This window comes from Mariniluteicoccus flavus, from assembly GCF_054776655.1.
This window is the reverse complement of sequence record NZ_BAAHBN010000002.1, coordinates 327,319-350,196: the sequence shown is the minus strand read 5'-3', so window position 1 is coordinate 350,196 and position 22,878 is coordinate 327,319. Positions and strand designations below refer to the sequence as shown.

General features: G+C 65.1%; 13 protein-coding genes and 1 pseudogene. 6 read left to right on the top strand and 8 right to left on the bottom strand.

The annotated features are described in order from the left end of the window. Positions 1-6: 6 nt before the first annotated feature. From ACYVAG_RS05585 to ACYVAG_RS05575, 3 genes are all read left to right on the top strand, one after another. Positions 7-1,752 carry an RNA-binding domain-containing protein gene (locus ACYVAG_RS05585; protein ID WP_460767650.1) on the top strand — a complete coding sequence of 582 codons (1,746 nt, stop codon included), beginning with the start codon at positions 7-9 and terminating at the stop codon, positions 1,750-1,752. Between the two features lie 76 nt (positions 1,753-1,828). After that, entirely contained in the window at positions 1,829-4,906 is a 3,078-nt protein-coding gene (locus ACYVAG_RS05580; RefSeq protein ID WP_460767647.1) for a type III restriction-modification system endonuclease, read from the top strand. Positions 4,907-4,915: 9 nt separating this feature from the next. Then, complete coding sequence (locus ACYVAG_RS05575) at positions 4,916-6,199, top strand: HEPN domain-containing protein (protein ID WP_460767644.1); 1,284 nt, start codon at positions 4,916-4,918, stop codon at positions 6,197-6,199. On the opposite strand, the gene ACYVAG_RS05570 is transcribed toward ACYVAG_RS05575, so the two are convergent. Continuing rightward, positions 6,192-7,349 (bottom strand): DNA cytosine methyltransferase, encoded by a 1,158-nt coding sequence (locus tag ACYVAG_RS05570; RefSeq protein WP_313366563.1) that lies wholly within the window; start codon positions 7,347-7,349, stop codon positions 6,192-6,194. The genes ACYVAG_RS05575 and ACYVAG_RS05570 overlap by 8 nt on opposite strands. Before the next feature lie 232 nt (positions 7,350-7,581). Between ACYVAG_RS05570 and mobF the strand changes: the two genes are divergently transcribed. Next, entirely contained in the window at positions 7,582-11,193 is a 3,612-nt protein-coding gene (gene mobF, locus ACYVAG_RS05565; RefSeq protein WP_460768043.1) for a MobF family relaxase, read from the top strand. A 143-nt stretch (positions 11,194-11,336) separates the two neighbouring features. Then, on the top strand, positions 11,337-13,925 hold the full coding sequence (locus ACYVAG_RS05560; RefSeq protein WP_460767641.1) for an AAA family ATPase: 2,589 nt from the start codon (positions 11,337-11,339) through the stop codon (positions 13,923-13,925). 50 nt (positions 13,926-13,975) lie between these two features. On the opposite strand, the gene ACYVAG_RS05555 is transcribed toward ACYVAG_RS05560, so the two are convergent. From ACYVAG_RS05555 to ACYVAG_RS05545, 3 genes and pseudogenes are all read right to left on the bottom strand, one after another. Then, a complete protein-coding gene (locus ACYVAG_RS05555; RefSeq protein ID WP_460767638.1) occupies positions 13,976-15,016 on the bottom strand; it encodes an ArdC-like ssDNA-binding domain-containing protein in 1,041 nt (346 codons plus the stop codon). A 241-nt stretch (positions 15,017-15,257) separates the two neighbouring features. Then, on the bottom strand, positions 15,258-16,085 hold the full coding sequence (locus tag ACYVAG_RS05550) for a helix-turn-helix transcriptional regulator (RefSeq protein WP_119076141.1): 828 nt from the start codon (positions 16,083-16,085) through the stop codon (positions 15,258-15,260). Between the two features lie 481 nt (positions 16,086-16,566). Continuing rightward, a pseudogene (locus ACYVAG_RS05545) lies at positions 16,567-18,188 on the bottom strand (heavy metal translocating P-type ATPase). Between the two features lie 360 nt (positions 18,189-18,548). Here ACYVAG_RS05545 and ACYVAG_RS05540 point away from each other — a divergent pair. Further along, a complete protein-coding gene (locus ACYVAG_RS05540) occupies positions 18,549-18,791 on the top strand; it encodes a hypothetical protein (protein WP_054683002.1) in 243 nt (80 codons plus the stop codon). Between the two features lie 217 nt (positions 18,792-19,008). Here the strand turns inward: ACYVAG_RS05540 and ACYVAG_RS05535 are convergent, their stop codons facing one another. From ACYVAG_RS05535 to ACYVAG_RS05520, 4 genes are all read right to left on the bottom strand, one after another. Further along, positions 19,009-19,914, bottom strand: coding sequence for an NADP-dependent oxidoreductase (locus tag ACYVAG_RS05535; protein ID WP_054683000.1), 906 nt, complete (start codon positions 19,912-19,914; stop codon positions 19,009-19,011). A gap of 82 nt (positions 19,915-19,996) precedes the next feature. After that, on the bottom strand, positions 19,997-20,422 hold the full coding sequence (locus ACYVAG_RS05530) for a cupin domain-containing protein (protein WP_054682998.1): 426 nt from the start codon (positions 20,420-20,422) through the stop codon (positions 19,997-19,999). 105 nt (positions 20,423-20,527) lie between these two features. Further along, positions 20,528-22,336: a heavy metal translocating P-type ATPase gene (locus ACYVAG_RS05525; RefSeq protein ID WP_460767632.1), complete on the bottom strand. Its 1,809-nt coding sequence runs from the start codon at positions 22,334-22,336 to the stop codon at positions 20,528-20,530. Between the two features lie 289 nt (positions 22,337-22,625). Then, complete coding sequence (locus tag ACYVAG_RS05520) at positions 22,626-22,871, bottom strand: heavy-metal-associated domain-containing protein (protein WP_054682994.1); 246 nt, start codon at positions 22,869-22,871, stop codon at positions 22,626-22,628. Positions 22,872-22,878: the final 7 nt, after the last annotated feature.

The following is a 22,878-nucleotide window of genomic DNA, read 5'->3' as shown; positions in this document are numbered from 1 at the left end:
AACGACATGACCCTTACGAACGACGAACTCACCGAGCTCCTCGACCGGCTGTTGGCCGGTTGGGAGAACGAGGTTGTCGAGTTCAAGGAGGCTGCGCGGCAGTTCTCTGCGGACAAGACAGGTGAGTACGTCTCGGCACTGAGCAACGAGGCGAACCTACGCGGACTCGCCTCGGGGTGGCTCGTCTTCGGGGTCTCGAACGCTCGGCAGGTCGCGGGCACAACGCATCTCATCGATGTGCAGCAGCGTCAGACCTTGAAGCACCACATCCATCAGTCCATCGACCAAGGCCTGACCGTGAGAGAGGTCTACGAGGTCACGCACTCGGGCAAGCGTGTGGTCCTTCTTGAGGTGCCAGCGGCGCCCCGCGGCATGCCAATCTCGTGGAAGGGTGACTACCGAGCTCGCGCCGGCGAGATCCTGGTGCCGCTCTCGCTCGACAAGTTGGATGAGATTCGGCGGCAGACGATCAGCGCGGACTGGACAGCGGTCGTGGTTCCTGACGCCACGCTCGCTCACCTCGATCCAGCGGCGATCGCCCGCGCGCGTCAGGGGTTCACCGAGCGGTACGCCTCTCGCATCCCGGCCGCCGACATCGACGCATGGGATGACACGACCTTCCTGGCCAAGGCGAGGTTGACCCGCGACGGTCGGATCACCCGAGCTGCGCTCCTTCTGCTCGGCGCCGACACCTCCACGCACCTGCTGACCCCGCACCCGGCTCAGATGACCTGGAAGCTCGTTGGCGAGCAGCGGGCGAACGAGCACTTCCGTCTGCCGTTCCTGCTGAACACGACCGCGCTCGCGAAGCGCATCCGCAACGTGCAGCTCCGGCTCCTGCCGCCCGACGAGCTGATCTATCGAGAGATCAGCAAGTACGACGAACGCAGCCTGCTCGAAGCGCTCTACAACTGCATCGCGCACCAGGACTACACACGAAACTCTCGGATCATCGTCACCGAGCATGCTGACCGCATCGTGTTCGAGAGCGTGGGCGAGTTCTTCGACGGCACACCCGACGACTACGCCCTGGACGAGCGCACCCCGCGGCAGTACCGCAACCCGTTCCTCGTGGAGGCGATGACTGAGTTGAATCTCATCGACCAGATGGGCTACGGAATCCACCGCATGGTCCAGGATCAGGTCCGTCGCTTCTTGCCGCTACCTGACTACGACCTCAGCACCGCTGGCGAGGTGAAGCTCACCATCCCGGGTGCGGTGATCGATGAGTCGTACTCCCAGCTGCTCATGGTCCGTACCGATCTCCCGCTCGAAGACGTGCTCGCGCTGGACCGGGTGCAGAAGGGACTCGACATCAGCGAGAAGGCCGCCCGCCATCTGCGCAGAGTCGGCCTGATCGAGGCCCGCAAGCCCCACCGCCGGATCACCCCTCGTGTGGCGGCGGCAACGGGAGCGATGGCCGACTACATCCGCACCCGACCCCAGGCGGATGCCCACTACGCCGCCCTGCTGACTGACTTCCTCCGCGCGCAGGGACACGCAAACCGCGGCGACGTGGAGGCCCTCCTCCGGCCCGCACTCAGCGAGGCGCTCACCGAGCAGCAGAAGGCCACCAAGATCACGAACCTACTGACGAATCTGCGACGCCACGGCGTCATCATCAACCGAGGCACCCGCACGAAGCCACGATGGGAGCTTACTTTCGCAGGCGACGAAGGCGCGCAGTTCGAGCCCTCTCGCAAGAAGGATGACGACACAGGCGGGACCGCTAGAGGGCCAGGATCAGCATGAACACACGCATCCACACCGCCCGCAACCTTCTAGCAGCGGCGACGAACAGCGTCGGTTGCAGAAAGAAAGACACTCGATGAAGCTCCAGTTCAAGGTCCAGCAGTACCAGACCGATGCCGTCGATGCTGTCGTCGAGACCTTCGCCGGGCAGCCGAAGCACGACGGCATCTCCTACCGGATCGACCCCGGCAAGGTCCGCCCCGTGACTGCCCCGGCACTGTTCGAGGCCGAGGAGCGGCCGGACGCCGGTCTGCGCAACGCTGAGATCGTCCTGTCGGGAGCGCAACTGCTGGAGAACGTCCACGCGGTGCAGCGGTCACGGAACCTCCCGCTGTCGGCCAAGCTCGCCTCTAGTGCTGCCGCGCCGGGTGCGCCGAACCTTGACGTGGAGATGGAGACCGGCACGGGCAAGACCTACGTCTACATCAAGACGATCATGGAGCTGCACAAGCGGTACGGCTGGTCGAAGTACATCATCGTGGTGCCATCAGTCGCGATCCGCGAGGGCGTGAAGAAGTCGTTCGACGTGACCGCCGAGCACTTCCAACAGCTCTACGGGACCAAGCCGCGCTCGTTCATCTACAACTCCTCCCAGCTGCACGAGCTGGAGCGATTCAGCTCGGACGCCGGGGTGCAGGTGATGATCATCAACATCCAGGCGTTCAACGCCACCGGCAAAGACAACCGCCGCATCTACGACGAGCTGGACGACTTCCAGTCCCGCCGTCCGATCGACGTGATCAGCGCCAACCGGCCGATCGTGATCATCGACGAGCCGCAGAAGATCGGAGCGCCCAAGTCGCTGGAAGCGCTGTCACGGTTCAACGCCCTGATGCTGCTGCGGTACTCCGCCACGCACAAGGTCGACCACACCAAGGTGCACCGCCTCGACGCGCTGGACGCCTACAACCAGAAGCTCGTGAAGAAGATCGCCGTGCGAGGCATCACCGTGAAGGGACTCGCCGGATCGACCGCCTACCTGTACCTGGACGCCATCGAGATCGCCAAGGGTGCCAAGCCTCGGGCGCGGGTCGAGATCGAGGTGCAGACAGCCTCGGGCATCAAACGGCAGGTCAAGCGCCTCGACATGGGAGCAAACCTTCACGATGTCTCCAATGGGATCGAGGCATACAAGGGCTTGTTCATCACCGAGGTGGACGCCAACCGCGACGTGATCGAGCTCAGCAACGGCGATGTGGTCGTGGCCGGGCAGCTCGCCGACCGGGATGTCACCGAGGAGACCAAGCGGCGCATCCAGATTCGCGAGGTCGTCCGTGCACATCTGGACAAGGAGCGCGAGCTGTTCAGCCAAGGCATCAAGGTGCTCTCGCTGTTCTTCATCGACGAGGTCGCCAAGTACCGCGACTACAGCCGCGAGGACACCCTCGGCGACTACGCGCGCATGTTCGAAGAGGAGTACGCCGCGATCCGCGACGAGGTGCTCGGCGAACTCGCCATCGATGCGGCCACCGAGGAGTACCAGACCTACCTGCGCCGCGACGACGTGCACCGGGTACACGAGGGCTACTTCTCCATCGACAAGAAGACCAAGCACCAGATCGACGGCAAGGTCTCCGGCCGGGGCGACGATAAGGGCCAGTCCACGGACACCGACGCCTACGACCTGATCCTCAAAGACAAGGAACGCCTGCTGTCGTTCGTCGAACCCGTCCGGTTCATCTTCTCCCACTCCGCACTGCGCGAGGGCTGGGACAACCCCAACGTGTTCGTCATGGGCATGCTCAAGAAGAGCGACAACACCGTCTCCCGTCGCCAAGAGATCGGACGTGGCCTGCGGCTGGCCGTCGACCAGCACGGAGAGCGGATGGACAACCCCGTCACGGTGCACGACATCAACGAGCTGACCGTCGTCACCGACGAGTCCTACACCGACTTCGTGACCGGTCTCCAACGCGAAATCTCCGAGTCGCTCGGCGCGCGGCCGCGCAAGGCCAGCGTCAAGTTCTTCGTCGGCAAGACCATCCAGACGCTCTCCGGCGAGTCGGTCATCGAGGAAACCGTCGCCCAGGCCCTCTACAAGTACCTCGTCAAGAACGACTACGTGAACGACGACGACACCATCTCCGACGCCTACAAGCAGGCCAAGGAAGAAGGCACCCTCGCCGCGCCAACGTCCGAGGTGCTCAAGCCGGTGATCGACTTCGTGTGGCCGCTGATCGACGTGCTCTACCTCGACCTGCCAGTGCCAACCGATGACCGCAAGCCGAAGAAGATACCGCTGAACGAAGCCAACTTCGCCCGCAAGGAGTTCCAGGCGTTGTGGGGCAGAATCAACCACCGCGCCGTCTACCAGGTCGAGTTCGACTCCGGCGAACTGATCCGCAAGGCCATCGGCCACCTCGACAAGCACCTCAACGTCGCCGCGCTGCAATACGTCGTGCAAGCCGGCCAGCAGCGCGAGCAGTTGGAGGCCGACGACCTGACCAGCGGCTACGGCTTCGCAGTGCAGACCACGCAGACGCACACCGAGACCGTGAGCGCCGGCTCGCAGGTGAAGTACGACCTGCTGGGCGAGATTACCGAGAAGACCCAGCTCACCCGTCGCACGGTCGCGGCGATCCTCCGCGGCGTCACGCCAGGAACGTTCGCCAAGTTCCGCCTCAACCCCGAGCAGTTCATTACCGAGGCGGCCCGGCTCATCAACGAGCAGAAGGCCACGGTCATCGTCGAACACCTCGCATACGACGCGCTCGAAGACCGCTTCGACTCCGCTATCTTCACCGAGAACCAGACCGCCCAAGACTTCTCGAAGGCCGGCTCGAAGCTCAAGAAGCACGTATACGACTACGTGATCACCGACTCCAAAATCGAGCGCGAGTTCGTCACCGAACTCGACACCAGCCACGAGGTCGCCGTCTACGCGAAGCTCCCGCGCGGGTTCTTCATCCCCACACCGGTCGGCGACTACAACCCGGACTGGGCCATCGCGTTCACCGAGGGCAGCGTGAAGCACGTCTACTTCGTTGCCGAGACGAAGGGCTCGCTGTCTACACTCCAGCTGAAGGGCGTTGAGGACGCCAAGATCGAGTGCGCCCGCAAGTTCTTCGCATCCCTCAGCGAGCAGAACGGCAACGACGTCACCTACGACGTGGTGACCGACTACACCGAGCTGATGCAGCTCGTTACGGCGTAGGAGGAATCCATGCCGTTGTACGCGTCCACCTTCCTGTGGCCCGACCCAGTCATAAGCTTCGTTTCTCTCTCCTCCGGGGCTCGTGACGGCGACGCGGAACTCGTAGAGAAGAGCGATCGCTGGATCCTGAAAGCGCCCGGACACTTCTCGGGAGCCACCGGTCAGTCTGAACAGCGCGTCCTCAGTACGACTCTCAACGGCGAACCGACACTGATACGAGGTTCGGTATTCGTGATCGACGGCGACCTCGGCCTTCGCGTGGATGAACTGAGGGTTGGATCAGTGGAGCCGGATGCAGAGTACGTGTCTGCCACAGCCCACTTTGAGCACCTCGCCTCCGCGTGCACGTATCGACATGAAGACGGCGCTGCCCGCGACGCCCACCAAGCTCTCACGTTCCCAGCCCTCGACGATGGGCCCGGAATGCGAGCGGAGCTCCCTTGTTGCGCCACGGCCATCACACTTTCCGCAGATGAGCCCGTCCCTCTGGAGGCGTTCGAGACACAGCTCACCACATTCCAGGACCTACTCACGTTTGCAGCCGACCAGCCATGCGGTAGAACGAGCCTGATACTGACCGATCGCTCAGGCAATGATGTTCAAGTTTTCGGCAGGGACAAGTACAAGCCGTTCAACGGGAAGACGCGGAAGCCGGTTGAGTTCTCGCTCCGCTTCGTCAGCGATCAGACTCAGCGAGTGATTGACGGGTGGTGGAAAGCTCGTGACGAGCTGCTCCCGGTCACGCAGATCATCGCTGGGCTCCGCTACCAACCGGGATACGTCGAAGCGGACGCTATCCTGAGCGCGGCTGCGATCGAGGCCTTGGCTACTGCCGCGCTGGGCGCTTCTCGGCCCCCATTGAGCGTTGAGGAGGCTGAGCCGATCATTACTGCTCTGGACTCGCTGAGTGGCATGAATAGCGCTCAGAGTGAAGCGATCGCGAGATTGAAGGGGGACCTGCATAGGACCACATTCCGCTCGAAAGTTGAGAGTCTGATCCAGGGCGTAGCGCCCGAGAAGTGGCGGTTCTCCCGAGTCGAGGTAGATGAGTGGATCAAGCTATTCATCAGGGCGAGGAACGGAATCGCGCACGCAGCTTCGGGACTTCCCGGCGGAGCGAACATCTGGAAAGAGAGTGAACTCCTTCGCAGCATTCGGGACGCGAACTGGATCGTCATCACCCTGGTATTGCTCACCCAGCTTGGCGTACCGGATGCGGCGATCGATCGGGCGGCAGAACGCCTCGGAACGCGCTACGGCGTTCGCCACAGCGGTACACCGATATTCACGTAGCGGGAGTGCTGAGTCTCGCATCAGAGAACCACGCCCACCCCTGCTGGACCAACATCGACAGCGCCGAGGTGGCTTGGAGCGGCAGAACGCCATTGCCGAGCGCGGTGATCCGCTGGTTCTGCGTCAGGTTGTCGGTGCCGGTGACCCACCCTGCGGGCAGGCCCATGAGCCATTCGACGAATGCTGGTGCTGGGCGGGGGCCGTCAGCGTCGTTCAGGAGCGCTGGCGCTGGCGCGGGACGTCCGGTGATGTGTTCCCAGCGGGCGATTGCGTCGGCGTAGCGTCCCCAGCGCTGAACAGTCCGTCGATCAGGGACCACAGCGTTTCCGATTCGCCTCTCCTGCTCGGCGAGCCAGCCGGTCCGTGGAGTGCGAAGTCGATGATCTGGTGCGACAGCGCGATCGTCCCGCGCCTCGCTCGCACTTGGTCGAGAGTCTCCCAGCCGCGAGATGAGTCCGTCGCCAGCGGGGTGCGGAACAGCGCGCCGGGCGAGGGCGAAGACGCGGGAGCGTTGGTGAGGAGCGTCGACAAGAGAAGCCGGTAGGCCGATCCATCGTGCATCCAGCCGCAGGTCGGCCAGATCGCCGAGAACGGCGCCGAGAGCCCGTAGAGGTCGAGCTGCGTTGTCTCCCAGGTGCCACGGGTCGCGTTCCATGACGCGAAGGGTTGCGCCGTCGGGGTTGCGTTGTCCATGGTCGTCTCCTTGTGCGGTTGGCCGTGTCGCGGGTGAGGACAGCAGCCCGCAGACGTTCTCGATGACGACCCATTCGGGCTGGAGCGCGTCGATGGCTGCGGCCATGTGTGCCCAGAGCCCCGAGCGCGTTCCGGGTGCGAGGCCGGCGCGCTTGCCAACGGTGGACACGTCTTGGCATGGGAACCCTCCGATGAGGATGTCAATGGGCGCGACGTGGCTCCAGTCGATGGTGGTGATGTCACCGATGTTCGGTGCGCCGGGCCAGTGGTGGGAGAAGACTCTGGCGACGGACTCGTTGAGTTCGGAGAACCACACGGTCTTGGCGTTGAAGACGTGCTCGACGCCGAGGTCGAGGCCGCCGTAGCCGCTGAATAGCGACCCGATCCTGAGTTCTGAGCCGCCGCTGGCGTTGAGGTCGTGCATGAAGTCCGCTCCGGTGACGGTCGTCTCCGGCATCGCCTCGTCACGGAGCTGATGCCGAGCTGGTCACCTGTCAGGTGCACGGCTCCGACACACCCGCCGCTCACCGAGCCCTGATCGACTCCGCGAGTCGCGCCACTGCCTCCGGTCTCTGCTCGCGCCCTGTTCGAGGTCACACGCGTCTTGCAGATCGAGGTTGACCGAGCATTCCCGCGGCCGAGATCACCGGGTGCGGGAGCTCACCTGCCCGGCAGGAGCGGAGGTGAGCATGACGGTTTCGATGCGTGTGATGTCGGCGGGTGATGGCTACAAGTACCTGCTCAAGACGGTTGCGGCAGCCGACGGGAACAGACCATTCTCCACGCCGCTCACCCGCTACTACATGGAGGAAGGCACCCCGCCTGGTCGTTGGCTCGGCGCGGGCGTAGCGGCCCTCGGCAAGGGCGAGATTCAGGTGGGTGACCGAGTTTCGGAGCACCAGCTCCAGCTCCTGATGGGGACTGGCCATGATCCGATCACCGACGAGCCGCTCGGTCGTGCCTTCCCGACCTACAAGAGCCAGGACGAGCGGATCGAGGGACGGATCGCCGCTCTTGACCAGACGCTCACACCTGGGGCCAAGGGCGAGGCCATCGCGCAGATCGTTGCCGAGGAGACCGCTCACAGCACACGGCGTGCGGTCGTAGGCTTCGACTTCACCTTCTCCATCCCGAAGTCCGCATCGGTGCTGTGGGCAGTCGCCGACGCCGGAGTCCAAGCACTCATCGCCAAGGCGCACCATCGAGCGGTTGCGGAGGTGGTTGCGTTCATGGAACGTGAAGTTGCAGCCACCCGCACAGGCGCAACCGCCGGAGACGGCGCGGTTGCGCAGGTCGATGTCACCGGGCTCATCGCAACCGCCTTCGATCACTTCGACTCCCGCGCCGGCGACCCCCACCTCCACACGCACGTGGTCATCAGTAACAAGGCCAAGACCGTCCTCGATGGGAAGTGGCGCTCGCTTGACGGCAGACCGATGCACGCCGCCGTCGTTGCCCTCTCCGAACTACACGAAGCCGTGTTCGCCGACCATATGACGCGCTTCTTCGGCGTCTCGTGGGAGGAGCGCGAGATGGGGCGGGACCGGAATCCGGCGTGGGCGATCACCGGGGTTCCGGAAGAGCTGGTCTCGGAGTTCTCGTCCCGTGCCCGTCACATCGACGTCGAGAAGAACCGGCTCATCGCCGAGTACGTTGCCCATCACGGACACCAACCATCGAACGCGACGATCCTCAAGCTGCGAGCCCAGGCCACGCTGGCCACGAGGCCTGAGAAGCAGGTCCGATCCTTGGCTGACCTGACCGCCGAGTGGCGGGATCGCGCGTCCAAGACGCTCGGTCGGGACGCGACGGCGTGGGCACGCGAGATGACCAACAACGACAAGCCGCTCCTTCTGCGGGCCGACGACGTTCCCCTCGATGTGATCGGCGAGCTGGGACGCTCGGTCGTCGAGGTGGTCGGTGAGAAGCGCTCGACCTGGCGACGGTGGAATCTCATGGCCGAGGCCTCCCGGCAGACAATGGGTTGGCGATTCGCCGCCACGCAGGATCGGGAAGCCATCGTCGCAATGGTCGCCGATGCTGCCGAGCTCGTCTCGCTTCGGTTGACACCGCCCGAGCTCGCGGCCTCGCCGGTCATGTTCCGTCGGCCCGACGGCACCTCGGTTTTCCGACCGAAGAGCTCGACCGTGTTCACCTCCGAGTCCCAGCTCGCGGCCGAGGACAGACTCCTCGAACGAGCAGCCAACCTCGGCGGGCCAACGGTGCCGCTTGCCACGGTCGAGAAGATCACGCACGGCCCCGACTCGGACGGCAGGATGCTCGGCGACGACCAAGCCGACGCCCTGACCCGCATCGCGGTATCGGGACGGGTGCTCGACGTGTTGGTCGGTCCTGCCGGGGCGGGCAAGACCACCGCTATGAACGCGCTCCGCCGCGCCTGGGAAGCCGAGCACGGCACGGGCTCCGTCGTCGGGCTCGCACCGTCAGCGGTCGCCGCACAGGTCCTCGCCGACGATCTCGGAATCGCGACGGAGAACACGGCGAAGTGGTGGCAGAACCACCTCCTCCACGGCACCACGTTCGAGGCGGGACAGCTCGTCATCATCGACGAAGCCTCCCTCGCCGGCACCCTGTCGCTGGACCGCATCACACACCTCGCCCAAGACGCGGGCGCGAAGGTACTGCTGGTCGGCGACTACGCCCAACTGCAATCCATGGACGCCGGTGGTGCGTTCGCAATGATCGCCAGAGATCGAGCCGACACTCCCGAACTGGTCGACGTTCACCGCTTCACCCACGCCTGGGAGAAGACCGCCTCACTCGAACTGCGTCACGGACGCGCCCAATCCATCGACACCTACCTCGCCCATCAGCGCATCATCGACGGCGACGCCGAGGCTATGACCGACACGGCGTACAACGCATGGCGTGCCGACCGCGACGCGGGACTGATCTCGGTGCTGATCGCCGAGGCTCACGAAGACGTAACCGCACTGAACAGCCGCGCCCGAGCCGACCTGATCCTCAACAAGACGCTGAACCCCGACCGCGAGGTCGAACTGCGCGACGGCACCTCCGCAGGCGTCGGCGACACCATCATCACGCGACTCAACAACCGCGACCTCCGCACCCTGGCCGGGCGGGATTGGGTACGCAATGGCGACATCTGGACCGTGACCGCCGTCGGCGACGACGGGACAATCACCATCGCACGCGACTACGGGACCGGCACTACCGTCCGCGACGACGGAACCATCACGGCTCCCAGGCGTGGGCGCAGGCTCGGCGGCAGCATCATCCTCCCGGCGTCGTACGTGGCCGAGCATGTCGATCTCGGCTACGCGGTCACCGCCTACCGAGCGCAAGGCATCACGACCGACACGGCGCACGTGCTGGTGGAACCAACCTCGACGAGAGAGACCTTCTACGTCGCGATGACCCGAGGACGGCACTCGAACCACGCCTACGTGACGCTCGACCGCGCAGACGACCATGCGCAGCCACACCCCGGCGACGACCCGCACGCCACCGCGCGAAGCGTGCTCTACGGCGTTCTGCAGCACAGCGGAGCCGAACTCTCGGCGCACGAGACCATCGTGGCCGAACAGGAACAGTGGGGCTCCATCGCTCAACTCGCCGCCGAGTACGAGACCATCGCCGCCGCAGCCCAACACGACCGCTGGGCCACCCTCATCCGCGGCTCCGGGCTCACCGACGAACAGGCCGAGAGCGCCATCGAGTCCGACGCGTTCGGGCCGCTCGCGGCCGAGCTCCGCCGTGCCGAAGCTAACCACCACAACCTCAATGCGCTCCTGCCGCGCCTCGTCGCAGCGCGTGGGTTCATCGACGCCGACGACATCGCCGCAGTCCTCCACTACCGGGTCGAGCAGGCGACCGCCCGTCCCGCAGGCTCGGGCCGGGCTCGCAAGCCACCGCGACTCATCGCCGGCCTCATCCCACAGGCCCACGGCGTCATCGACGCCGAGATGCGAGCGGCTCTCGACGAACGCGAATCACTGATCGAGGCCCGCGCCGACGCTGCACTCGAAGCTGCGCTCACCGAGAACGCACCGTGGACGAACGCTCTTGGAGCAGCACCCACCGACCGGCAACGAGCCGCGGCCTGGCGCAAGGCCGCCCGCGTAGTCGCCGCCTACCGCGTCCGCTACCGCATCACCGACGACGCACCCCTCGGAGCCCCGCCCGAGTCAGCCGCCCAGAAGATCGACGCCGCACGGGCCCGTGTAGCCCTCGACCGAACGCTGAACGTCGCTCGCGTCGAACAAGACCAAGAACACTCTCGACGCGCTCGGACCCAGCGCACCGGGCCGTCGCTGTGAGCCAGAGTGAGCTTCGAGCGCCGCGTCCGCTGTGTCGTCCAGCCTGACCCCGGCTCCTCGGGCATGATGGACAGCACGATGACAGTTCGAGTTGGACCGGTGACACGTATCTCCTGACACCGTTCGCCAGGACGGAGGTAGACGTGGCCGCTCAAGAGGTCTCAGTCAACTTGGGAGATGCGACGCCCCGACGCCTGCTGGTGGATTGGGCGAACGGTCAGGACGCATGGGTGCGTCAGATCACCGCTGAAACGATTCTCTCTCGCCAGGCACCGAGCAATGCCTTGCTGGACGCCGCCTACGCCACCTTCCTCGCTGAGAAAGGGCTTGGCGATGACGAGGCCCCGGAAGTCCCAAAGCTTGAACTCGTCGCTGCGGATGCGGCGGAAGAGGAGACTCTCGAACTCGTCAGTCTGGCGAACATCGAAGGCGTCAATGCACTCGCCGCCGGCCAAGAACTTGCCTTCGACCCGGAACTGACCGTGCTCTTTGGGCAAAACGGATCGGGGAAGACGGGGTATGCACGAATACTGAAGCGCATCTCGGCTGTTCGGACCGCTGAGGACATCCTGCCGAACGCGCACACCGCCTATTTCGACAGCCCGCCGTCGCCCAGCGCCACCATCCAGTACCGATTGTCTGGCACGGACTCCTCGGTGATGTGGAAGGACGAATCCGGCCTTGCGCCATTCACCCGCATCAGCGTCTTCGACGCGAGCGCAGTCTCGCTGCACGTTGACAGCGATCTGGGTTACGTCTACACGCCGGCCGAACTCGCACTGTTTGGTCACGTCGCTGCCGGGCTGCAAGGCATTCAGCAGCGGATCGCAACCGAGGTCAAGGCCTTGGCACCGGGGAGCAACCCGCTGTTGTCGAGGTTCACGCGAGGTACGAAGGTGTATCCCGTGATCGAGACCCTGGGTGCTACCACAGACCTCGCGGAGCTTGACGCACTGGCAACGCTGCCCGACGGTGCCGAGGTCAACCGCGAGCGTCTCGAAGGTGAGATCGCGGCATTGCGTTCCAACTCGCTCGACGCGATTCTCTCCAGCACACAGGAGATGGGACGTCACCTCAATCGGCTGCACAGCGTGCTTACAACGGCGATGAACTTCGATGCGGTCGTCTACGAGAAAGCCCGGGTGAAACTCCAGGAAGCGGAGGGTCGGAGGGCAGAAGCGCGAGAGCAACTCTTCAGTCAGGATGAGCTGCCGGGTCCAGCAGATGGGGAATGGCAGGAATTCATCGTTGCGGGAGACTCGTACCGCCAACACCTTGGCCGCGGGCACTATCCAACTGCCGGGGACAAGTGCCTCTACTGCATGCAGGAGCTCAGCCCGACGGCCTTGAATCTGCTGACTCGCTATCGCACGTTCCTCGATGAAACGCTTGTCCGTCAGGTCGAGGACGCGAACACCGAGGTGCGCAACTCCAGCCTCAGGTTCGACGAAGCCGAGCTAACCCGCGCGAACGAGTTCGCCACAGAACAGCGGGATGGTGAAGACCCACCAGTATGGGCGAGGCAGGCATGTGAGGTGCTCGCGGCGGCCCGAGCCGCAGCTCAGGACACCGCGAATGGGAAGCCCGTGACCGCAGGCACCCTCCGAGCGAGCGCAGAAGCAGTGGCCTCCAAGGTCGGAGCCGAACTGGCGACTGCACGGGCCGCCGTCCAGGAGATGTCGGAGGATAAAGCAAATGCGGCAAGCGCGCTCACCGGAAAGCAGAAGGAGCTTTCAGAACTCACGGCACGCATTGAGTTGAACCGGAACATCGCCGCAGCCCGCGAGTACGTCCGACGCGCGCGAAGAGCGCAACAACTCGACAAGCTCTCACGGGTCATTTCAAGCGGCGCGTCGAAGCAGCTCACGGTCCAGTCCAAGCTTGCCAGTGAAGACCTCGTGAACAAGAACTTCGAGGCGCTGTTCGCCGAGGAGTGCGCTCGTCTTCGAGCGCCTCAAGTCGCACTTCGATTTCAGGGGCGTAGCGGACAGGCGCAACGCAAGAAGGCGGTCGCCGCCTACAAGCCCTCTGCGGTGCTCTCGGAAGGTGAGCAGAAGGTGTTGGCGCTGGCCGATTTTCTTGCCGAGAGTCGGATGCGAGGGACCAAAGCACCTTTGATCTTCGATGACCCGGTGACAAGTCTCGACTACCGGAGACTTGATGAGGTTGCTGCACGCATCCAGAATCTCGCAGAGACGCATCAGGTTGTTGTCTTGACTCACAACATCATGTTCGCGTCAGCGCTGATGGCGGCCAGGCAGAACAAGAAGCTCAGGACGAAAATCTACGAGGTGCGCGACGGCGGAGAGGTCAAGGGAATCCTGGCCCCGGACGTCGAGCCGAGACTCGATACGCCAGCCGATCTGGCCAAGCGGATCAACGTCAAACTTCAAGAGATGACGAGTGCTGAGCCGGTGGTTCAGGATGCACTCATCAAAGAGACCTACGACCTCATTCGCGCCTGGTGCGAAGCATTCGTCGAGCAGGAGCTCCTACAGAACGTCACACAGCGATATCGCAAGAACATCATGATGACCCGCCTGTCGAAGATCGACAGCTCTCGGCTCGATGCTGCCATCGCAGTCATTGAACCTCTCTTCGATCGTGCTTGCGAGCGGATGACCGGACACTCTCACGCCGCCGAGTACATGAGCACTAAGCCGACTGTGAGCGAAGTGCAGGAAGACTGGGAGAAGGCCAAAGCAGCGCGGTCGGCATACATCACCACCTGAGCTGCAGATCGTCGTAGAAGCGGCTCGCAGGCGCTACAGGATGCGTGCGCTCATCGACTCCGTGGCTGTTGAGGGGCGCCCTGAATCGCGGGATGCCGCAGAAGCCCGGATCGTGCTTGCGCTGTCACGTCCGCGTGGAGAGAGCACGTCCGCAGCATCCGTAACGCCAGGGGTGCGAACACGATCGCCACCAGCAACAGTGCCTTGCGCACGAGCAGCGACAGCCACACGATCGCGGCGGCGGCGATCGCCAGGCCGGCGAGGAAGATCGTGATGATCGCGCCCACCCCGGGCGCGGCGATGTTGATCCCGACCAGGCCCGCGGCGAGGAGGGTGATCTTGTCGCCCATGGACTCGGTGGTCTCTCCGGCGGCCTGGATGATCCCGACACAGAGTTGGTCGACGATCTCCAGCAGCAACGCCGTCAGGGTGATCGCCACGAACGAGCCGAGCACGGACTTCGCCAACCCGAGGGCCGCCCGAGACAGGGCGGTGGGGTCACGACGGATCAGCCCGGTGATCAGTTGGAGGCAGAAGAAGATCAGCATCACGAACACGGCGATGTCCCAGAGACCGGTGGGGGCCTCGCCTTCCAGCAGTGTCGGCGCCGGAGGCTCCGGGAGCGGCTCGCCAGCAGTCTGGGAGGCGTCCCACACGTAGGCGGGGCGGACGGTGATCATCTTCGACCGGACCACCTCGCCCGGCCGGGGCCTCTCACCCTTGCCCAGGCGCCGCCACGACTCCGCATCAGCTGGGTTCGATGAGGCGAACCGGCCGGTGACCGGCGCGAGAATCTGGTACCCGGCCTGCCCCTTCTCGACCTGCCGGCCCAGGGTCTGCCACTCCCGGTACCCGGCCACATACGACGGCATCGGCTCCGGTACCCGGCCTGCTTCGTAGGCGCCCTGGTGCTGGACCCAGATCAGCAGTGTGTTCGAGAACGATCTGGCCCTGAACCGAGCCGCGAACGCGAGCGCCCGCGCCCAGTCGTCCCCGGAGACGAGCTGTTCGACCGCGCCGGTCAGCTTCTTGTGCAGCTCGTCGAGTTTCGCCTCCCGCGCCGCCTGGGTGTTCTCCCGTGTCGCGGCCATTCTCGCTGTCCCCTTCCCGATACCCCGAGCACCGGGCCAGTACTGGCTCGGTGACCCTCAGGTACGCCGGGACCACCAGGGGCGAGGAGACGGACAACGAAACGGGCGATGCGACCGTCAGGCGCGGCGGTGAACCCAACGAGTCCCTCCCGGACTACCAGCCCACAACCCAGATACGAGCCGGGATCGACCGATGATGCGGATCGGCGTATCGCAAATGCGAAGATGTGTATCGAAACGGTCAGACGTCGCCCTCATCCCGGCTGAGTTGCCGGTACCGCGTCGGGGTGACGCCGACGGCCTGGCGGAACAGTCGAGCGGCGTGACCCCGGCTGCGCCAGCCGACCTCACCCATCGCCACCTCGATGGGCAGGTTCGTCTCGCGCAGCAAGCGGGCCAGGAGTTCGGCACGCAGTGTCGTCAGGTACGTCATCGGGGTGGCGCCGTAGGCCTCGACGAAGACCCGACCGAGCTGCGACGGCGACAAGTGCACGGCACCGGCTAGTTCTCGCAGCGTCCATCTCAGAGTCGGCTGCTCGCGCAGGAGGTGGGCCGCAGCGCGGGCCTCGGAACGCAGGGGTGCGAACCGGCGATGGTGTGGCAGGCCGGGCCGGGTCGATTTCCGTTGTCTCGGCGTCCGTCGCATGGTAGTCGTTCTCACGTACGGCGTCACGATATCCAGCACGGCGAACAGCAGTGCTTGCAGCCGGTAGAACCGCTCTGGCGAGGGGCCGTCAATGCTCAGCGCCACAAGCTCATCGAGCCACGGCATCAGCATCCCGGCCTGGTCCTCGCCGAGCTGGAGTATCTGGGCTGGCTCGGAGTACAACTTCTCGGCGAAGTCCTGCGCGTCCCATCGATCCGCTAACTGCGCGGCGTACTGCCAGAACACCTGATCGACCACGTAGTCATGGTCGAGGTAGAGAGTGGTTACCGTGATCGAGCACTCAGGTTCACTGCCGCACAGCGTGTTGGCACCGAGCATGACGACGTCGCCGATGGTCACCGGTTTCTCGCCGAACTCGCTCAATAAGATTGCTGAGCCGGCGCGTACGAAGATCAGTTTCACGCAGTCGTACGCCACCGGCGCGATGGGGTGGTGTATCGACCTCGTACGTGCGACGACCGGCGCGAACCGGTCGAGATCAGGTGTATCGGGGTCCCCATCTCGACTCACCAGTGGTCCGATTGATCCTCGCGGCCAGCGCTCCGAGTCATCCTTACGTCACACGGGTATGCGTCGTCCGGAAGCGTCGGCTACGGCGCTGAGCCTGGCGTCAGCAACAGGCCTTGACAGCGCGGGTGGACGCTTCAACGACCCAGTGAGTCCGTCTGGGACTGCTTGACGTCTGGAGGCCTGCTTCACGTTCTGTCGAGGTGCGGAGGTCAGCGTTTGGAATGCAAGCAGCAGAGGTTTGAGACAGGTGCATGCGGGGCGCATCCAACCACGGCCGTTCAAAACTTGACCAAGCGGTGTTTTGGTCTTGGTGGCCATCCTGTCTGCTCCTGTTTCGTGGCTTGGCGAATCTGATGTCGGTCCGGTCGGGTATTCACCCGGACGTATCGCGGTCGAGGAACCTGGAGGTGCTGTGGGCTGGAGTCAGATCTAGCCGACGCAGCAACTGGGCGTTGAGCGCGACCACCACGGTCGAGGCGGACATGAGGATCGCGCCAACGCTCATCGGCAGTACGAATCCGATCGGTGCGAGCACTCCGGCGGCCAGCGGTACGGAGATGAGGTTGTAGCCGGCGGCCCACCAGAGGTTCTGCTTCATCTTCCGGTACGAGGCCCGGGAGAGGTCGATGACCGACAGCACCGAGCGCGGGTCCGAGCTGGCCAGGATGACACCGGCGGAGCCGATGGCCACGTCGGTGCCTGCGCCGATGGCGATGCCGACATCGGCTTGGGCCAGTGCCGGGGCATCGTTGACTCCATCGCCGACCATGGCCACCTTGCGGCCCTCGCCCTGAAGTTCGGCGACCATGGCGGCCTTGTCCTCCGGCCGGACCCCGGCGAAGACTCGGTCGATGCCCAGCTCGGCGGCGACGGTGTCGGCCACGGCCTGGGCGTCGCCGGTGATCATCACGACCTGCGCACCGGCAGCGTGGAGCGCATCGATGGCGTCGCGGGACTCGGACCGGACCTCATCGGCCAACCGCAGCGCGCCGATCACCTGGCTGTCGGCAAGGATGTGCAGGATGATCGCGAGGTCGGTGCGCCACTCATCGGCGACGGCGAGTTCGTCGAGGCCACGCTGGTCCAGGAGGTGGGGGCCGCCGACCTCGACTACGGTGCCGTCCACCCTGGCCCTCACACCCACAGCGGGCGAGGAGGAGAAGTCGGTCGCCTCGGCCACGGCCAGCTCACGGGCGCGCGCCGCCCCGACCACGGCCCTTGCCAGCGGGTGCTCGCTGTCGCTCTCGGCTGCTGCGGCCAGAGCCAGCACCTCGTCTTCGGTGTGCCCTTCGATCGGTTCGATCCCGGTGACGTTGGGCTCGCCCTTGGTCAGGGTTCCGGTCTTGTCGAACAGGACGGTGTCCACCGTTCGCATCGACTCCAGCGCGAGGCGGTCCTTGACCAGCACTCCGCCGCGGGCGGCGCGTTCGGTGGCGATCGAGACCACCAGCGGGATCGCCAACCCCAGAGCGTGCGGGCAGGCGATCACCAGCACGGTGATCGTCCGTACCACCGCCGTATCCGGCATCCCTAGGAAGCTCCAGATGACGGCGGTGATCGCGGCCGCACCGATTGCGAACCAGAACAACCAGGCCGCCGCCGTGTCGGCGATGCGCTGAGCGCGCGAGATGATGCCTGCGCGTCGGTCACCAGCTTCTGGATACCGGCCAGGGCGGTGTCCTCGCCGATCGCGGTGACCTCGATGCGCAAGCCTGAATCGGTGGCCACCGTGCCGGCGACCACCTGCTCGCCGGTCTCGCGTCGGACGGACTTGGATTCGCCGGTGACCATGGATTCGTCCATGCTCGCCGAGCCGTCGGTGATTCTGCCGTCGGCGGGCACGGAGGCGCCGGGGCGCACGATGACGATGTCACCGACCGCGAGGTCGGCCGGAGCGACTGTGACCACGTCGTCGCCGTCGATCTTCTCGGCCTCGTCGGGCAGCAGGGCAGCCAAGGAATCGAGTGCGGAGGTGGTCTGCGCCAGGGAACGCATCTCGATCCAGTGGCCCAGCAGCATGATGACCACCAGCAAGGCCAGTTCCCACCAGAAGTTCAACTCGTGATCCAGAATTCGCAGACTCGCGCCCCAGGAGGCGATGAACGCCACGGTGATCGCCAGGCCGATGAGAAGCATCATGCCGGGTTGGCGGGCGCGGAGCTCGGAAACCGCGCCGGTCAAGAACGGCCGGCCGCCCCAGACATACATCACGGTGCCCAGAATTGGGGAGACCCACCACACCCATCCGGCATCGGGGAGCTGGTAGCCCAGGAGGTCGGCGAACATGTCGTTGAAGCCCACCACTGGCACCGCCAGAACCAGCATGATCCAGAACAGCCGCCTGAACTGCCCGACGTGGTCGCCGTGGCCTGCATGACCGCCGTGGTCCTCGTGCCCGGCGTGGTGCTGGCCGGCCTGACCGTGATCGCCATGGTGGCCGGCGTGCTCGTCACGGTGTGCTGGGTCATGATCTGGACTGCCGTAATGGAAAGGCGCGTGATGATGGTCGTGACCGCCGCCATCGGAGTGCTTGTCGCCGTGATCCGTGGCGCCCGAGTGCGTGTCGGGATGGTCTCCGTGCTGCTCAGGTGTGGGTGATTCTGGCGTTCGGTGATGATCGGGTCGCGTCATCATGCTCCTTTCTTTACCCGGTATGGGTATGCGGCGGGCGGGCTTAAGGACACCCGGCTCGTCAGCCAATGGAAGCGGCCCAGTGCCGGTGGTCGTTCCCATGGTGGTTATCTGTTGTCATGTGTTCGTCTTCGGATTTGCCGGTTGATCACCCACGCCCCCGGTGGTGTCGGTGGAGCCAGCCTTAGGGCACCACGATGATCTTTCCAGCGGCGTGTCCGGTCTCCACTGCGGCAATCGCCTGATCTGCTTGATCAAGGGCGAACTGAGCGTCCACGTGGGGATCGACCAGTCCGTATTGGATGACCTCGGTGATCTTGGCCATGGCCTCATCCGTGCGTGCCAGGGCCAGGCCGCCCAGCTCGGCGGCGGTGTCTGGGTCCGCTGCGGAGATGATCCGGGTTCGGTCGGGCACCAGGTCCGCAACAGCACGCAGCGCATCGCCACCGACGAGATCAACAATCAGGTCGGGGCCGTCGGCACTCACCTGCCGCACCCGATCGGCCACCCCTGGACCGGATTCGATGAAGGTGGCACCAGTTGACTCGACGAGTTCCCGCTTGGTTGCGCTGGCCACGCCGATGACCGTGAACTCGTGCACGCGACCAATCTGGGTCGCCATCAGTCCCACTCCGCCGCCGGCGCCGAGCAGTAGCAGGGTCTGGCCAGGTTTGAGTTCAATCTGGTGGGTGGCGTCGTAGGCCGTGGCTGCGGCCACCGGGATGGTGGCCGCGTCGGCGAAGGAGATCTCCTCGGGCTTGGCCACAGTCGTGGAGGCGCGCAGCAGTGTGTGCTCGGCCATTCCACCCTGCCCGGGCGCCACCAGGCCGAGCACCTCGTCGCCCACGGCGAAGTCCTCGACCCCGTCGCCGACCTCAGTGACTACGCCGGCGGCTTCACGGCCCATCGGCGCCGGCAGGCTCCAGTGACGGCCCAGCTGGCCTTCCCGGATCTTCCAGTCCGCCGGATTTACACCGGCGGCTCGGACTTCGATGGCCAGTTCCCCGGGCCCGGGCGTTGGAACAGGCCCCTCGATCAGTTGCTGGGTCTCGGGTCCGCCGTAGCCGGTGAAGACATAAACCTTGGACATGAATCGAATCTCCTTCTGATCTGGACTGGGTGGCGCGTCGTCGACGTCCCGGGTGGGTCTTTCGTGGCGGTGGCGGTGGCGGTCAGGACCGGGGCGGTTCGTCCTCACCGGCGGCTTCGGCGGCGTCAGCCTCTTCCCGGGTGGCGAATACGGCGCCGGTAGCGTGCTCGGGTGGGCTGTAGATGGTGTACAGCACCAGCGGCTCGTCGCCGGTGTTGCGGAAGTTGTGCTGGGCACCGGCGGGTACCGCGCACTGGTCACCGGCATCGATGGGGTGGGTGTGGCCATTGAGGTCGGCTTCGCCGGTTCCGGAGACGAAGGTCAGGATCTGATCGGTGTGTTCGTGGACCTCGTCTCCGATCTCGCCACCGGGCGGAATGGTCATCACCACGATCTGGGTGTGTTCTCCGGTCCACAGCACCTTCCGGAAGTCAGGATTATCCCTGGCCACGTCCTCGATGGTGAAATGCTCGACGTTGTCGCCAAGGGTGAAGTTCTTTTCGCTCATGGTCGGTCTCCTCTGTTTCGTGTGTTGATTTTGGTGTTCGCGTCGTTGTTTTGAGTCTTGGAGGTGCCCGGTGTCCGGGGTGGGTCCATTGCCCCGGGATGGGCGTCAGGCGGCCACCTGCTCCGCAGCTGTCCCGATGGTGCGTTCACTCTTTGGCATCGTCGTGGAGTCTCGGGTGTTTCGCAGCAGCCGCATCGCGTTGGCGATCACCACGAGCACGGAGGCTTCGTGGACGAGCATGCCGATCGACATGGTCACTCCGCCGGCGAAGACTCCGGCCAGTAGCAGCACCACGGTGATCAGGGCGATCGCGATGTTCTGCTTCATCACGTTCACGGTTCGCTTGGCCAGGCCGATGGCCTCGGGCAGCTTGAGCAGGTTGTCGCCCATCAGGGCGATGTCCGCGGTCTCCACGGCCACGGCCGAGCCTGCCGCACCCATCGCCACGCCGATGTTCGCGGTGGCGAGAGCCGGAGCGTCATTGACGCCGTCACCGACCATCGCGATCGTGTGGCCCTGGCGCTGTAGCTCGGTGACAGCGTCCAGCTTGTCCTCAGGGAGCAGGGAGGCGTGGATCTCGTCGATCCCGGTGGCTTTGCCGACGGCCTCGGCCACCAGTCGGGTGTCACCGGTGAGCATGACGACCTTCTCGACGCCGGCCCGGTGCAGTCGCGCGACCATCTCCGGTGCGTCCTGGCGGATCTGGTCCGCGACGGCGACGACGCCGATCACCCTCCCGTCAACAGCGACGATCATAGGTGTTTTCCCGGCGGCGGCCAGGTCCTGGGCGGCCTGCGCAGCCTCGGCGATGCCCGAGGCAATGCCGTACTGCTCCAGTAGCGGCGGGTTGCCGATCAGCACCTGGCGGCCATTGACGTTCGCCACGATGCCCTTGCCGGGGACCGGGGTGACGGCGCCGGGGATGCCCTGCGGGGCAACGCCCTCCTCGCGGGCGGTCTCCAGGATGGGGCGGGCCAATGGGTGTTCGGAGCCGGCCTCAGCTGCCGCGGCCCAGCGCAACACCTCCGTACGGTCGAGCGTGGAATCCAGGATGATGACGTCGGTCAGCTGCGGTTTGCCCTCGGTGAGGGTGCCGGTCTTGTCCACGGCGACCGCCGTGATCTTCGCGGAGGTCTCCAGGAACTCGCCGCCCTTGATGAGGATGCCGTTGCGCGCGGCGCGGCCGATGCCCGCCACGATGGCGACCGGGATGGAGATCACCAGGGCGCCCGGGCAGCCGATGACCAACAGGGTCAGGGCCAGCACCACGTCTCCGCTGATAAGTCCGGCCACCAGGGCCAGGACCATGACGGCGGGGGTGTACCACGTGGAGAACCGGTCGATGAAGGCCTGGGTCTTGGCCTTGGCGTCCTGAGCCTCTTCCACACGGTGGATGATGCGGGCCAAGGTGGTATCTGCGCCGATGCCAGTGGCCAGGACCTGTAGGAAGCCGCCGCGGGAGACGGTGCCGGCGAAGACCTGCCCGCCTTTAGTTTTCTCCACCGGGATGGACTCGCCGGTGATGGAGGCCTCGTCGATGGCACCGGTGCCGGAGACGACCTGGCCGTCCACGGGGACCTTCGCACCGTTCTTGACCAGGACGATCTCGCCCATTCTCACTTGCCCGGCAGGGATCTCCTGTTGCTCGCCATCGCGCACAACGATCGCGGAATCCGGGGCGACGGCGACGAGTTCGGCCAGTGCCGAGCGGGTCTTGTTCAGGGTCGCAGCTTCCAGCGCGTGGCCGATCGCGAACAGGAACGTGACCGCCGCGGCCTCCCAGAAGTTGCCGATGATGACCGCGCCGATAGCCGCAACCGACACGAGCAGGTCGATGCCGACGACCTTGGCGATCAGCGCGCGCACCGCCTTCACCACGATCCCGTAGCCGGCAACCACGGCCGCGGCGATCATGAAGACATCCCCGAGGGTGAAAGCCGCGCTGGCGTGAGTGGCGTGGGCCCCGGCGTCGAGCCACCACTGGGGGCTGACGGTGAGGTTGGCGACACCCCCGGCCAGCCACTGGATGGCGAAGGAGATGATGATGAGCACGCCGGACACGACGGGGACTGACCAGTTCCCATAGACCCATTTTTGGAGCCTGTTCACTTTCGGGTACGACCTTTCTGGGTCTCGTGCCAGCAGACCGGCAGCGTGGAATGTCGGAAGGATGTCCGCAGGCGGCCCGCGGGGGCCGTTGGCCTCAGAAGGCAGACGGTGCGGCCCTGTAGCCGGCTTTGGCGATAGCGGCGACGAGGTCATCCACGGAGATGCGCTCGGCGTCATGGTCGACCTCGATGCGGGCGGAGGCGAAGTGGACCTTCACGTTCTCGACACCCTTGAGTCGCCCGACCTGCTTCTCGATCTTCGCCACGCACGACGGGCAGGAGAATCCCTCCGCTCTCAGGACGGTGTGAGTGGTGGTGGGGGTGGAGGTGGAGGTGGCCATTGTGGAC

What these genes read in the sequence shown, in the direction of transcription:
- ACYVAG_RS05585 (WP_460767650.1), top strand. Translation starts at nt 7, where the DNA reads ATGACCCTTACGAACGACGAACTCACCGAGCTCCTCGACCGGCTGTTG.
- ACYVAG_RS05535 (WP_054683000.1), bottom strand. Translation starts at nt 19,914, where the DNA reads ATGTCCAAGGTTTATGTCTTCACCGGCTACGGCGGACCCGAGACCCAG.
- ACYVAG_RS05520 (WP_054682994.1), bottom strand. Translation starts at nt 22,871, where the DNA reads ATGGCCACCTCCACCTCCACCCCCACCACCACTCACACCGTCCTGAGA.
- ACYVAG_RS05525 (WP_460767632.1), bottom strand. Translation starts at nt 22,336, where the DNA reads ATGATCGCCGCGGCCGTGGTTGCCGGCTACGGGATCGTGGTGAAGGCG.
- ACYVAG_RS05580 (WP_460767647.1), top strand. Translation starts at nt 1,829, where the DNA reads ATGAAGCTCCAGTTCAAGGTCCAGCAGTACCAGACCGATGCCGTCGAT.
- mobF (WP_460768043.1), top strand. Translation starts at nt 7,582, where the DNA reads ATGACGGTTTCGATGCGTGTGATGTCGGCGGGTGATGGCTACAAGTAC.
- ACYVAG_RS05530 (WP_054682998.1), bottom strand. Translation starts at nt 20,422, where the DNA reads ATGAGCGAAAAGAACTTCACCCTTGGCGACAACGTCGAGCATTTCACC.
- ACYVAG_RS05555 (WP_460767638.1), bottom strand. Translation starts at nt 15,016, where the DNA reads ATGGCCGCGACACGGGAGAACACCCAGGCGGCGCGGGAGGCGAAACTC.
- ACYVAG_RS05575 (WP_460767644.1), top strand. Translation starts at nt 4,916, where the DNA reads ATGCCGTTGTACGCGTCCACCTTCCTGTGGCCCGACCCAGTCATAAGC.
- ACYVAG_RS05570 (WP_313366563.1), bottom strand. Translation starts at nt 7,349, where the DNA reads ATGCCGGAGACGACCGTCACCGGAGCGGACTTCATGCACGACCTCAAC.